Below are 13,444 nucleotides of genomic sequence, written 5' to 3' on the forward strand. Positions count from 1 at the left end.
TTTCCAAACCATTAAATTTTTTTCTAGTGCTTATTTGCGCATTATAACAATATACTAGTATGCTATATAATTTTAATACTTTATTTTAACCAATTTTATGTCAGCACCTCTAAGCAGCTGTTTGTCCAAACCATCTATCTATAATTTAACTGAAAAAGAATTGATACTTTGGTTGACAGAACAGGGTGAAAAACCTTTCCGTGGTGGCCAAATTTGGAAATGGATCTACCAAAAACGGGTCAATAGCTTTAGTGCAATGAGTGACTTAAGTGTAACCACTCGATCGCTACTAGATAAACACTTTTCATTGACTTCCATAGTAGAAGATAAGGTTCAATATGCTAAGGATGGAACGATTAAATGTTTACTGAAACTGCATGATGGCCATTTAATTGAAACAGTTTTAATGGAACATAGGTATGGGCTATCGATTTGTGTTACCACACAAGTGGGTTGTAATATTGGTTGTACATTTTGTGCCAGCGGTCTCCTACCCAAGAAAAGAGATTTAACAGCAGGCGAAATAGTAGAGCAATTCCTCCATATGCAAAAAAAGTTGGATACAGCGCCTGGGCAAAAAAGAATTAGCCATATCGTTGTCATGGGTATTGGAGAACCATTCGATAATTATGATCATCTTTTGCGCTTCATACATATTGTCAACCATGCAAAAGGCCTTGCTATTGGTGCACGACATATTACGGTTTCTACCAGTGGACTAGATCGCAAAATAAGAACTTTTGCAGATGAAGGTCTACAGGTGAATCTTGCCCTTTCCTTGCATGCAGCCAACAATATACTACGTACACGGATTATGCGGCTCAATACAGCTATTCCCATAGAAAAACTTATGGAAGCGATAGATTACTATCTGGAAAAAACAAATAGACGCCTAACTTTTGAATATATTCTACTAAAAGATGTGAATGACTCAGAATCATGTGCTTTTGAGTTAGCCAATTTAATTTTGGCACGCAAGCAACGCCACTTGATTCATGTAAATCTTATTCCCTATAACCCAGTAAATGAATTAGGCCATTACAAACGCAGTCTACCCAAAACCATTTATCATTTTATTTCTACACTGCGTGCACAGGGCATTTATGCAATCGTGCGTGGAGAACATGGTACAGATATTGACGCCGCTTGTGGACAATTGCGGAGCAAACAACTACACTATAAACTAAGCCATTGATTCATACAGCAACTTTTAGTATAAATAATTTAAAAATGGTAACTTGATGTATCTGCTACTGATTAGCAAGCAAATATTTACGTTAATATGTCCAAGATTTTTTACCTAAATATCGAAATATTATGAATAAAACAGCTGTTACTAAGGAACAAATTTTAGCCTATCATGCCCAATTTCCTGCTGGTAAAATAGGTACCTGTGTCACCAAATCCCTTCATACACCTCGTGATATCATTACAGCTTATACACCTGGTGTCGGTGTAATTTGCGAAGAAATTGCTGCCTGTAGTGACCGTATTTACCAATATACCAATAAAGGCAACTTGGTAGGTGTGCTATCCAACGGTACAGCTGTATTAGGTTATGGACATATCGGACCTTTAGCCGCTAAACCAATTATGGAAGCAAAGGCAATGATCTTAAAAAGGTTTGCTGGTGTGGATGCTTTTGATGTCGAAATTGATGCAACTGCTCCTGAAGAAGTGATACAGGTTATTAAAGCATTGGCGCCTACTTTTGGTGCCATTAACCTAGAAGATATTAAAGCACCTGAATGCTTCCAGATTGAAGAATCTTTAATAGATCAATTGGATATACCGATTATGCATGATGACCAACATGCTACGGCTATTGTGGTAGCGGCTGCTTTATTAAATGCCTTATTAATTGCAAATAAAGATATTACAGAGATACAAATCGTTTTTAGTGGAGCTGGTGCAGGAGCCATTGCAACGGCAAAACTTTTGATTGCCTTAGGCGCCAATCCGGCGCAGATTGTTATGTGTGATAGACAAGGAGTGATTCGTCGGGGTAGTGATACACTTACTCCTATTAAAGCACCTTTTGCTACAGACCGCCCCGTGCATACCTTACATGATGCAGTAATCGGATCAGATGTTTTTATAGGACTCTCTTCTGGGAACATATTAATGAGCCAAAGTATAGAGCGAATGGCTAAGGATCCTATTATTTTTGGATTAGCCAATCCTTTACCAGAAATTTCTTACCGAGATGCTATGGCTACTAGACCAGATGTTATCTTTGCCACAGGACGTAGCGATTTCCCGAACCAAGTAAATAACTTAATTGCTTTTCCTTACATTTTTAGGGGTGCTTTAGATGTAGGTGCTTCTGCTATTAATGGAGCCATGCAACAAGCTGCTGTACAAGCTATTCAAAAACTGGCACAAGAAGAGGTCCCCGTTGGTATTCGTAAATACTATGGTGAAACCATCCATTTTGGTAAAGAATACATACTCCCCAAACCGATGGATACCCGTTTACTCTCTACCGTTTCTATAGCTGTTGCACATGCTGCTATGGATTCTGGCATAGCTAGAAGTCCTATTAATGATTGGGATGCTTATGCAGTGCAGCTATTAAAACGAGTCAATCATCAAAACTAAAGGCAAACTATTGATAGACTTGTTTCTTTTTACAAAAGGCGCCTATCTAAAAATAGCGCAAACCTATCTAATAAACCAAATGGTTATACAGAAGCGTGGAATGATGGCTACATAATCATGAATGGATTGATTACGCATTATGAAGATATCACTAAATTGGCTAAAGTCTTATATAAATTTTTCATTAAGCGCTTTAGAATTGGCACCTCTTTTAACCCAAAGGGGGTTAGAAGTAGTACACATACACCCCACCATTAAGGGTGGTTTGGAGGGGCTTATAATAGGTGAAGTGCGATCATGCCTACCCCATCCTAATGCAGATAGATTACAGCAAACCTTAGTGGATATTGGATCAGATAGACCGTGCACTATTGTTTGTGGTGCCCCTAATGTAGAAGCTGGTCAGAAGGTAGTGGTCGCACCAGTCGGTAGTACCATTTACAGTTATGTAGACCAAACCCCTTTGCAAATTAAAAACGTTAAAATTAGAGGGGTCTGGTCTGAAGGAATGATTTGTGCAGAAGATGAAATTGGCATCGGACCAGCACATGCTGGTATTATCGTATTGTCCACTATGTTACCTGCCGGAACGCCGGCCAAAGATTATTTTAAAGATCTAGTAGATGAAATTTTAGAAATCGAAATTACACCCAATCGAGCAGACGCTTGCTCACACCTAGGTATAGCCAGAGAGCTAAAAGCTATTTTACACCTTCCTACAACGCTTCCTTCCATCGAGGATTTTCACACTGTACGATCTGATCGGCCATTAAAAATAGATCATATAGATCCTGTACTATGTCCACGTTATACAGGACTCTTGGTTAAAAATAACACCATTCAACCTTCTCCCGAATGGCTGCGTACTAGGTTATTGCGCATTGGTGTAAAACCAATTAATAATCTAGTAGATGTAACCAACTTTGTATTGCATGAATTGGGCCAACCCTTACATGCTTTTGATTATGATACCATCATCGGTCAGTCGCTGATGGTTCAGCTATGTCCTCCAGGTACTTTATTTACAGGATTAGATGGAATAACCAGAACACTGGCTGGTCATGAACCAATGATTTGCGATGAAGTGGGTCCTATAGCAATGGCTGGCATTATGGGCGGATACAAGACACGTATTACAGAAACCACCCAACATGTTTTTATAGAGAGCGCTTATTTTCATCCAACCGCTATACGTCGTGCAGCGCAGCACCATCATATTAAAACGGATGCTTCTTTTCGATTTGAACGTGGGACAGATCCCAATCTTCCCCTTTATGCGCTAAAAAGAGCAGTACTATTGTTGCAAGAACTGATCCCGTCTGCAGAAGCATGTGACGTAGTAGAATATTATCCAACCCCATTAGCCCATTTCAATATTCCTATTGCTTATGCAGAGATTACGCGATGTTTGGGTAAAGCAATTCAGCCAACTACCATTAAACAAATTATAACAGACTTAGAAATAGCTATTGAAGCAGAAACTGAGCAGGGGTTTACTGCAAAGGTACCACCTTACAGAGTAGATGTAACCAGAAAAGCTGATCTGATTGAAGAAATTGCACGAATATATGGCTATGACCGCATTCCTAACCATTTACCTGCTGCTTGTTTCGCTCCTGAAAGTACAATAGATAAGACCCATAAAGTGGCAGAAGAAATTAGAAAAATTTTGGTATCCAATGGCTATTATGAAATATGCACCAATTCTTTAACCAAAGAAGCTTATACAAGTATAGGAGCTACCCCAAAAACAATCTCTATTCTTAATCCACTGAGTGCATCTACCAATGCATTACGGTCTAGTTTGCTCTTTAGTGGACTAGAAGTGATCGCTTACAATCTTGCACGTCGTCACCACGATTTACAACTATTTGAATTGGGTACGATCTATCACCAAGATGGCACATCATATAATGAAGAAAAAAGATTAGCCCTTTGGTTGACTGGGCAAGTAGAACTGCTTAATCAGATAAGCCAGGTAAGGCCTATAACGTTACAAAACGTTCGGGCTACTATAGAACAACTTGTACAAAAGTTGGGTATTATGGATCTATCCTACAAAGCAGTTAACCACCCATTCTATACACAAGGCGTTGAAGTCGTAGACAGTGGTAAAGTAGTGGCAACTTTTGGCCAGGTTCAGCCATCTATTACAAATTATTTTTCGTTGGAGCAACCTATTTTCTTTGCAGATATTTGTTGGAATCAACTGTTAAAGATCAGTAGACTACATAAAATTTATCAACCTATTTCTAAATTTCCTGCCGTTAACAGAGATCTATCGTTGATAGTAGATAAGGCAATTTGTTTCCAAGACATAAAAGATTTAATTTTAAGGAAGGGGCATAAAAATATTCAATCCATCCATCTTTTTGATGTCTACGAAGGGCCAAGTTTACAAGAAAATAAAAGGGCTTATGCCATTAGTTTTACCCTACAAGATACTGAGAAGACATTAGATGACAAAAGTATTGATCAAATTATGTATCAACTGATGCAAGCTTTTGAACGTGAACTGCATGTCATTATTAGAAGATAATTCATCTAAAGAGGATCACCTCATTATAGCACGATTTGAAAAAACAGTTGCAAAGCTATTACAACTGCATGGAAACTACCAAAAACAAATTGTACATTTAACAGAAGAAAATGAAGCATTAAAGTCTTTACTGGAAGCGTCAAAAAGAAACCCTAATGCACCTACAGCAACCCATGACTCCCCTCGATTGGGACATAATTTAGTCCATCAGATTAATCAGTATATTAAAGAAATAGATCTCTGTTTGGCCTATTTTGAACAAGTGTAACACCATGGAATCACTCTCTATAAAAATTAAAATCAGTGACCGAATCTATCCTATGAAGATACAACCAGAAGATGAAACCTTTGTAAGAAGGGCGGGTAGTATCTTAACAGAACGGATTAGAGGATATCAAAAAAAACTTGGCATTCACGATCAGCAAGACCTGCTAGCTATGGTAGCATTTGATTGCTTAGTAGCCTATTTAAAAATGCAAGAAGCCGCTGGTACAACAACCAATCAGCTGATAGAAAAGATAGAACGTTGGAACGATTCTATTGAAAAAGTATTAGAGTAGATAGATGCGTTCTATCACCTTTGTTTAAAACAAATGTTATCTTCCATGCTGCTAACATTACCATTACAGGAATAGAAAATATTAAAATCATTCAAAAAGGACAAATAATCCGAGCTAAAAAACAGGTATCTACTTTTGAGAACTTTGCTAAACTTATGGCCGCATAATATCTAAAATTTAATACTAGGGAGAGATCTATACAAAATCAACGATAGACGCGGCAGAGCCTAATCCATTGGCATAAATGAAAAAATCTGCTACTTCCCAATGCAGAATTTAGAGAAAATATCGCCCAGCACTTCCTCTGTCGTAATTTCTCCCGTAATTTCTCCTAGTGCCTGTAGGGCACTGTTTAGATCTACAACTAGTAACTCATTCGATCGTTTTTGCTCCAGCCCAATTATAACTGCTTCTAGGGCTTGTTTACTTTTTTGTAACCGATCGAAGTGGCGTGCATTGACCACAATAGTGCCAATTCCATCGGTGGGCTTTTGTGCGATCTGTTTCAAAAGTTGATCTTTAAGTGGCCCTATACCTTTACCAGTTTGGGCAGCAATCCACAAATACCCTTTAAATGGTGTTAGATCACCAGATGGCACAAGATCCATTTTGTTGCCAACTTTAAGTAATGGGAATCCTTCTAACCCCAAGGCAATCAGATCTTCCTCTGCTTGTCTAAAACTCGTATTCGATAGATCTACCAAGTAGAGCGCTACAAAGGCTTTGCTTAATTGTCTTTTGGTCCGTTCGATGCCTGTCGCTTCTATGCCATCTGAGGTCGTTTCTCGTAAACCAGCTGTATCTATAAACCTAAACCGTATACCCCCTAAGTGTAACGTTCCCTCAATGGTATCCCGTGTAGTACCTGCTATAGGGGAAACAATGGCCCGTTCTTCTTCCAATAATCTATTCAATAATGTTGATTTGCCTACATTGGGTTTGCCAACAATCACTACAGAAGCCCCCTGTTTTATGACATTCCCCATTTGAAAACTATCTATCAGCCTCTCTAAGGTTTCAATAAGTGCATCGGCCAATTTTTTTAAATCTGCTCTGTCTAAAAAGGCTACATCTTCCTCTGCGAAATCGAGTTCTAGTGCCAACATAGCTGCAAAATGGCGCAACGATTTACGTAATCCTTCTAAAGCTAAAGAAAAACCACCCCGCATTTGATGAAGCGCCGTTTGATGGGCTAGTGTGCTATCCGCTGTAATTAAGTCGGCTACCGCCTCTGCTTGTGCCAAGTCAAACCGACCATTTAAAAAGGCTCTCTTGGTAAATTCACCTGGTTCAGCTATCCGGACACCTTGTGCTACAAGCAGTTGTATCATTTCTGTGACAATAAAGGGAGCTCCATGACAAGAAATTTCTACCGCATCTTCTTTGGTAAAAGAATGAGGGGCTATAAAAATCGAAACCAGTACTTCATCAATTTTAGTTGCACCCTTTTGAATGACCCCGAAATGAATGGTATGAGAAGCTTGTTGGGTCAGGTCACTGCCCCGAAATATTTGGTTGACGATGCCAATAACACCCTGTCCAGATAGCCGTACTACTGCAATGGCACTCACCCCTTGTGGTGTAGCAAGTGCTACAATAGGATCTTGGTTATGATTCATTGGTTTGTATAAATAATTTTTCTGGATACCCTACTTCCACCAATGTTAACCCATCTGGTGGCATCAAGGCAAGCGTAGGGCGTACCCTAGGTTTCTGCCGAATCAGTTCTTTTAAGGTGGCTATATCCATTTTACCAGTTGCTACTTTCAGGATCGTAGCTACAATGGTGCGAACCATACCGCGTAGAAAACGATTCGCTTTTATCTGAAAAATAATTTTGTGATCCATCTGCAACCAAAAAACCTCTTCTACATTGCATACGAATGTTTTTACGTCATCAGTTTTTTTACTAAAAAATGCAAAATCCGATTGTAAACAAAATAAAGCTGCAAGCTGATTTAATAAGTCAAGTGGTGGCATACGGCGTAGCCAAACCGATTGTTCCCTATAAAAAGGATCTTTTTGGGTGACTATCGTATAAGCATACCTACGGTAACATGCATCAAAACGGGCATGTGCATCCGATGCTACAGGGCGAATAGCTGTAATGCTGATATCAGATGGCAAAACCCTATTAAGCCTATAGGTCAAATCAGCAAGGTCTATAGGCGGTATGTGGTCAAAATGGGCGACTTGTTGCAGGGCATGGACCCCTTTATCGGTTCGACTGCTGCCTGAAATAGCAATAGTTGTAGATAGTAGCTTACCCAGTGCCGTTTCCACTACTTGTTGCACAGAGGGCCCATTTTTTTGAATTTGCCAGCCACTATACGCTTTACCAAAATAGGATATGTATATAAAATAACGCATACGATGGTTTGGTGTAGCCTATAAAGCTTAATTTTTTGCTAAGTTAAAGGTTAAGATCTATCATAAAAGTAGCCATACATAGATTATTTATCTAATATAGTAGCCTATGATGCACTAATTTTTATGTAAATTTACGTTAATTTCAAAAAACATTGTACAGCATACCTCTGTATGCCTGTTGTCGTTTATCGCTTTAGCCTTGTGTGTTTTAATTTAGAAATTTATGCATTTAGTTCCAGAAAGCTTGCTGATTGCCGGTTCTTTTTTACTCTTCTTGAGTATTGTCATTACCAAGTTATCTACCAGATTAGGTATTCCAGCATTGATTATTTTTTTATTGGTAGGCATGGCTGCCGGTCATGAAAAATTAGGAAATATTGATTTTCATAACCCTATAGCTGCCCAATTATTGGGTGCTGTTACCCTAAGTTTAATTCTTTTTACAGGAGGCATAGAAACCGAGTACAAGCATATACGCCCTATTCTTTGGAATGGTATATTACTGGCAACTGTAGGTATTTTAATTACTACTTTTAGTGTCGGACTATTTATTTGGGCGCTTACCAACTTTTGGGGGGGTAATATACAATTCACTTTATTAGAAGGGCTACTGATGGGTTCGATTGTTGCCTCTACAGATGCAGCTGCAGTTTTTGCGATCATTCGGGCTAAAAATATGCACCTCAAAGCCAATCTTAGTCCGATGTTGGAATTAGAATCGGGGAGTAATGATACGATGGCTTGGTTTTTAATGTTTTTGTTTAAAACGTTGCTGCTTAACAAACAAGCTATTGGACCCATGCAAGCGATCGGTATCTTTATTCAAGAAATGGTCGTAGGAGGGCTAGCGGGCCTTTTAGTAGGTAAAATCATGCTGATATTGCTCGATAACTTGCGTCTTTCCAATCGTTCGCTTTACCCAGGTTTAATGTTGGCGGTAGTTATTTTTACTTACTCAGCCACTCACTTTTTGCATGGCAATGCCTTTCTTGCGGTTTACCTGGTTGGATTAATCTTAGGCAATAAAGATTTCCCACATAAAAAGAGCATTATTCAATTTTGTCAAGGCATTTCTTGGTTGATGCAAATTATTATGTTTATTATGCTTGGGCTGTTGGTCTACCCCCATAAACTTCTACCTATAGCTGGGATTGGCCTGTTGCTTTCCATCTTTTTAATGTTTGTAGCCCGTCCGTTGAGTGTCTTTGTTTCATTGTTTTTTTCTAAAACATTAAATGTAAGCCACAAGATTTTTATCTCTTGGGTAGGGCTTAGAGGAGCTGTTCCTATTGTTTTTGCTACCTATCCATTGTTAGATAATATTCACCAAGCAGATATTATCTACCATATTGTCTTTTTTATTGTGCTTACTTCTATCTTATTTCAAGGCACCACCCTTTCGCCTCTTGCCAAGTGGCTACAATTAGAAGCACCAACCGTCCACAAACATGAACCTACTATTCAGTTATCCAAAGAAGTAAACAGTGAGCTAATAGAAGTAATGGTTTCCCAAGATGCTCCGGCTATTGGTAAAAAAATCGTACAGTTGAGTTTTCCAGAAAATGCATTGATTGTGCTTATCAAACGAAATGGTGTACATCTAATTCCAAGAGGTGATACCGTTATTGCTCCTTTTGACTTGCTGATGATTATGGCAGAAAACCATCAAGCCATTCATACCATCAAGGAACAATTCGGTATAATAGATTAGTGGATGGATAACATAATGACCTACCATACCAGTAGCTATCATTTTTTACCTATATCCCTAAAGTAAACAATACATATGTGTCAAGAATACGATCTTATCGTCATCGGAAGTGGTCCAGGTGGCTATGTTGCCGCTATTAGAGCGGCTCAGTTGGGTATGCAGGTCGCAGTTATAGAACAAGAAGCCCTTGGTGGCGTTTGTTTAAATTGGGGTTGTATTCCTACAAAAGCATTATTAAAAAGTGCACAAGTATTTGATTACTGTAACCATGCTACCGCTTATGGTATTGAAGTAATAAAAGCAAGACCCAATTTTCAAGCTATTATAGAACGTAGTCGGGATGTCTCAGCTATTATGTCTAAGGGCATCCACCATCTTTTTAAAAAGCATAAAATTACTATTTTAGAAGGGCGTGGTAAGTTACTCCCTGCTGGTACTGTTTCTGTTACCATATCAGCAGGTGCTACCCATTTTTACCGTGCGCCACATATTATCTTGGCAACTGGTGCAAGGAGTCGTCAGTTGCCCCATTTATCTATCGATAGATCGCATATTATAGGTTATAGAGAGGCACTTTCGCGTACGACACAACCTAACTCTATAGTGATTGTAGGAGGAGGAGCCATTGGATGTGAATTTGCCTACTTTTACCATACCATAGGTACAAAGGTTACTTTGGTAGAGTATAATTCCTCTTTATTGCCATTGGAAGATGAAGAAATCTCCAAATACATTCTAAAATCTTTTACAAAAAAAGGGATACAGGTATATACAGCTTCAGAAGTAACTAAAGTAGATCGCTTAAAAAGTGGTACCGTAGCACATATTACTGCTCCATCTGGTGATTTACAAGTTGAAAGCGAGCTGGTACTTTCGGCTATTGGCGTGCAACCGAATGTAGAAAATATAGGTTTAGAAGAAAATGGCGTACTGATGGAGGCAGATAAGATTGCAGTGGATGGCTATTATAAAACCAGTTGCAATGGTGTCTATGCTATTGGAGATCTTGTCAAAGGGCCTGCCTTGGCCCATGTAGCATCAGCAGAAGGTATAGTCTGTGTAGAAAAAATAGCAGGACTTACACCTGACCCGTTGGATTACAATAATCTACCTTCTTGTATCTATATACAACCTGAAGTGGCTTCTGTAGGTTATACAGAAAAGTCTGCAAAAGAAGCTGGTTATAAAGTTAAAGTAGGCGTTTTCCCATTTTCTGCTTCTGGAAAAGCACGGGCAGCTGGTCTATCAGAAGGGTTTGTAAAGGTAATTTTTGATGCCCAGTATGGAGAATGGCTTGGGGCGCATATGGTAGGTGCGCATGTGACAGAAATGATCGCCGAGGTAGTTGTGGCACGTAAACTAGAAACAACTGCACATGAAATTCAAAATAGTACCCATCCACATCCGACTATGTCAGAAGCCATTGTAGAAGCAGTTTTTGCTGCTTATGGAGCGTCCATACACCTTTAGTGTATGGACGCTCCATATTTGGAATCGGGGTTGGTATTCAAAAAAATCGTTGCACTATTTAAATATCCTGTATATTTGATGATATCTAGCTTTGGAATAAAATCAGATGTTAAATAGTGTAGACATAATAAATAGTGTAGATATAAAAAGCGCAATATGCATTTGCATACTGCTTGGTTAATTAAGCTATAAAAAATTGCGTTTAGTATGGACAAAACAGCATCGTTACAAAGTAATCTAGAAGATGGTATTTTAACCATTACCCTTAAAGCCGATTCAAAAGCTTTTACTTTAACAGATAAAAGACTTATTGAATTGCGTCATCTTATTCAAGAAGTCTATGATAATGAAGCTATAGAAGGTGTTATTATTACTGGAGAAGGAGAAGAAATCTTTTCTCTCGGCACAGAGGTTTCTGAATTGCTCAAATTAAATGAGTTGAATGCAAGAAAATTTGCAGAAAATGGTCAAGAAGTGTTGGCTTTTATAGAAGATTGTCCTAAACCTATTGTGGCCGCTATTAATGGCTATGCTTTAGGCTCCGGCTTTGAGCTTGCATTGGCTTGCCATTTTCGATTTGCTTCTGAGAATGCCATTTTTGCTTTTTCAGAAATTGCTTATGGGGTTATTCCTGGATTTGGAGGTACGCAACGCTTGACTCAATTGCTTGGTAAAACCCGCGCATTAGAATATCTAATGACCGGTAAGCGTATTGATGCCAAAGATGCAGAACGAATGGGATTGGTTAGCGAGGTGGTGAGTTATAAGGAAGAAATGCTTAAAAAAGCTAAGAAATGGCTTACCTCTATTGTAAATAATGCAGACTTGGCATTGGGTATGTTGGTAACTTGTGTCAATGCAGCTGAAAATCCAGATGAAAATGGATTTCAAACAGAAGCAAATGGTTTTGCCAATTGCTTTAAAGCTGTAGATATCAAAGACAAATTGATGAAAATTATAGATAAAAAGCACTACTAGCAATCAAATAGTAAAATATCTGTTAGATAAAGTTCATTTGGCGGGGACCAATCATTGTTATGTACCTATTTGGCAGGTCCTAAAATAGAAGTTCCAGCCCTCCCGCTAAACGTTGGTGCACTATCTGTAAGGTCCTGCTTGCCCATTACAATTTTTTACAAAAAGCATTTTTACTCTTCTTAAGAAGGTAATGTGTTGTCAAACCTTTCAATAGATGCTTTTCTAAAAAATCTTCGAATGCTTTGGAAGTTGTACATTATATGTTTATACTTGCGAACCGTACAAGCGGGTAGTAATGTAATACACACAATAGTTTAATAACCTAAAATAAAATAACATAATGATAATAAGTAACCGTTTGCGTAGACTATTCATGGTAAATATTTTCTGTTTTTCTGCATTGGGATTGAGTGGATGTGGTGGTTATAATCACGCTAGGTTAGGTGTCCAGTCAGAACCAAAATTTGTAGGGGAAACCCAGCAACAAGTACAACAAGAGTTTTCTAGGTCCGAAAAATTTATTGAGTGGGCTGGTTACCTTGGTAAGCAGACTGGATATATTTCTGGAGGTATATTTGGAGGAATAATTGGTGTTTGTGTAGATGGTCTCTATGTGCTTTCTAATGGTAATAATATAGACCCTAGTGTCTCTAGAATGGCTACTACCTATAACTTGGCTTCTTATGGTGCTAAGTTTTTGGGTACAGGTGGCAACTATGCTTGTACTGGCGTTGCTGCTGGCCTAGTATGGATTACGCCGCATGTCTTTAACTCTACGAAATGGATTGCTTGTACGAGTTGTAATCGTGTTAAATGCGCTTGTGCTTCCATTTATGATTATTACACTCAGACGGCTGATGTTTCAGATGATAATAGCGATAATCGGGAGCCAAATATTTCTACTTATGAAGTCCATATTGGGGATAACCCAGAGCCTTTTACTGTGTTAGCATACAAAGATCATGATTTTGATAATGATTCTGCTTTTGAGTCTGGTGATGATGCTGATATTGATGAATATTTTGATGCCAAGGAATAGACTAAAACATAAAGTATAACATAAAGCGCTCTGTTTAAGAATGCGCTATACTGTTTCTATCGCTTATGTTAGTCGTCAAAAAACTAGCATAAGTTGCTTCTTTTATAAGGTTTAGTCCTCTTCCAAAAATCTTTTCTTCCAAAAAAAATTTGCACAGAGCTTGATCTTTTAGACCT

Annotated in this window: 11 protein-coding genes and 1 pseudogene; 10 read left to right on the plus strand and 2 right to left on the minus strand. The window is 38.5% G+C overall.

Going from position 1 to position 13,444, the window contains the following annotated elements:
- The first annotated feature begins 97 nt into the window (after positions 1-97).
- From rlmN to AL022_RS04390, 6 genes and pseudogenes are all read left to right on the plus strand, one after another.
- Positions 98-1,195: a dual-specificity RNA methyltransferase RlmN gene (gene rlmN, locus AL022_RS02610; RefSeq protein ID WP_014934720.1), complete on the plus strand. Its 1,098-nt coding sequence runs from the start codon at positions 98-100 to the stop codon at positions 1,193-1,195.
- 122 nt (positions 1,196-1,317) lie between these two features.
- Positions 1,318-2,601: a malic enzyme-like NAD(P)-binding protein gene (locus AL022_RS02615; protein WP_014934721.1), complete on the plus strand. Its 1,284-nt coding sequence runs from the start codon at positions 1,318-1,320 to the stop codon at positions 2,599-2,601.
- A 139-nt stretch (positions 2,602-2,740) separates the two neighbouring features.
- A complete protein-coding gene (gene pheT / locus AL022_RS02620; protein WP_014934723.1) occupies positions 2,741-5,140 on the plus strand; it encodes a phenylalanine--tRNA ligase subunit beta in 2,400 nt (799 codons plus the stop codon).
- Positions 5,121-5,408, plus strand: a complete 288-nt coding sequence (locus AL022_RS02625; protein WP_041546108.1) for a hypothetical protein — start codon at positions 5,121-5,123, stop codon at positions 5,406-5,408. Before pheT ends, AL022_RS02625 begins: the two co-directional genes overlap by 20 nt.
- A 4-nt stretch (positions 5,409-5,412) precedes the next feature.
- The gene (locus AL022_RS02630) at positions 5,413-5,700 is read left to right on the plus strand and encodes a cell division protein ZapA (protein WP_014934725.1); all 288 of its coding nucleotides are present in this window, start codon (positions 5,413-5,415) and stop codon (positions 5,698-5,700) included.
- 41 nt (positions 5,701-5,741) lie between these two features.
- Positions 5,742-5,867 (plus strand): annotated as a pseudogene (locus AL022_RS04390) (IS6 family transposase); the annotation flags it as partial.
- Positions 5,868-5,957: 90 nt separating this feature from the next.
- Here AL022_RS04390 and mnmE read toward each other — a convergent pair.
- Positions 5,958-7,319: a tRNA uridine-5-carboxymethylaminomethyl(34) synthesis GTPase MnmE gene (gene mnmE / locus AL022_RS02635; RefSeq protein WP_014934727.1), complete on the minus strand. Its 1,362-nt coding sequence runs from the start codon at positions 7,317-7,319 to the stop codon at positions 5,958-5,960.
- Positions 7,309-8,070 (minus strand): tRNA pseudouridine(38-40) synthase TruA, encoded by a 762-nt coding sequence (gene truA, locus AL022_RS02640; RefSeq protein ID WP_014934728.1) that lies wholly within the window; start codon positions 8,068-8,070, stop codon positions 7,309-7,311. Before truA ends, mnmE begins: the two co-directional genes overlap by 11 nt.
- A 223-nt stretch (positions 8,071-8,293) precedes the next feature.
- Between truA and AL022_RS02645 the strand changes: the two genes are divergently transcribed.
- From AL022_RS02645 to AL022_RS02660, 4 genes are all read left to right on the plus strand, one after another.
- Positions 8,294-9,781 (plus strand): potassium/proton antiporter, encoded by a 1,488-nt coding sequence (locus tag AL022_RS02645; RefSeq protein ID WP_014934729.1) that lies wholly within the window; start codon positions 8,294-8,296, stop codon positions 9,779-9,781.
- Positions 9,782-9,856: 75 nt separating this feature from the next.
- A complete protein-coding gene (gene lpdA / locus AL022_RS02650) occupies positions 9,857-11,251 on the plus strand; it encodes a dihydrolipoyl dehydrogenase (RefSeq protein ID WP_014934730.1) in 1,395 nt (464 codons plus the stop codon).
- A gap of 207 nt (positions 11,252-11,458) precedes the next feature.
- The gene (locus AL022_RS02655; RefSeq protein WP_014934732.1) at positions 11,459-12,229 is read left to right on the plus strand and encodes an enoyl-CoA hydratase/isomerase family protein; all 771 of its coding nucleotides are present in this window, start codon (positions 11,459-11,461) and stop codon (positions 12,227-12,229) included.
- Between the two features lie 373 nt (positions 12,230-12,602).
- Positions 12,603-13,268, plus strand: a complete 666-nt coding sequence (locus tag AL022_RS02660; protein ID WP_148269047.1) for a hypothetical protein — start codon at positions 12,603-12,605, stop codon at positions 13,266-13,268.
- Positions 13,269-13,444: the final 176 nt, after the last annotated feature.

The sequence above is a fragment of the Cardinium endosymbiont cEper1 of Encarsia pergandiella genome (genome assembly GCF_000304455.1).
In the GTDB taxonomy this organism is placed as follows: Bacteria; Bacteroidota; Bacteroidia; order Cytophagales; family Amoebophilaceae; genus Cardinium.

Coding starts and splice junctions, on each gene's coding strand:
- AL022_RS02615 (WP_014934721.1), top strand. CDS start 1,318: ATGAATAAAACAGCTGTTACTAAGGAACAAATTTTAGCCTATCATGCC.
- lpdA (WP_014934730.1), top strand. CDS start 9,857: ATGTGTCAAGAATACGATCTTATCGTCATCGGAAGTGGTCCAGGTGGC.
- AL022_RS02630 (WP_014934725.1), top strand. CDS start 5,413: ATGGAATCACTCTCTATAAAAATTAAAATCAGTGACCGAATCTATCCT.
- mnmE (WP_014934727.1), bottom strand. CDS start 7,319: ATGAATCATAACCAAGATCCTATTGTAGCACTTGCTACACCACAAGGG.
- truA (WP_014934728.1), bottom strand. CDS start 8,070: ATGCGTTATTTTATATACATATCCTATTTTGGTAAAGCGTATAGTGGC.
- rlmN (WP_014934720.1), top strand. CDS start 98: ATGTCAGCACCTCTAAGCAGCTGTTTGTCCAAACCATCTATCTATAAT.
- AL022_RS02625 (WP_041546108.1), top strand. CDS start 5,121: ATGTCATTATTAGAAGATAATTCATCTAAAGAGGATCACCTCATTATA.
- AL022_RS02660 (WP_148269047.1), top strand. CDS start 12,603: ATGGTAAATATTTTCTGTTTTTCTGCATTGGGATTGAGTGGATGTGGT.
- AL022_RS02655 (WP_014934732.1), top strand. CDS start 11,459: ATGGACAAAACAGCATCGTTACAAAGTAATCTAGAAGATGGTATTTTA.
- AL022_RS02645 (WP_014934729.1), top strand. CDS start 8,294: ATGCATTTAGTTCCAGAAAGCTTGCTGATTGCCGGTTCTTTTTTACTC.
- pheT (WP_014934723.1), top strand. CDS start 2,741: ATGAAGATATCACTAAATTGGCTAAAGTCTTATATAAATTTTTCATTA.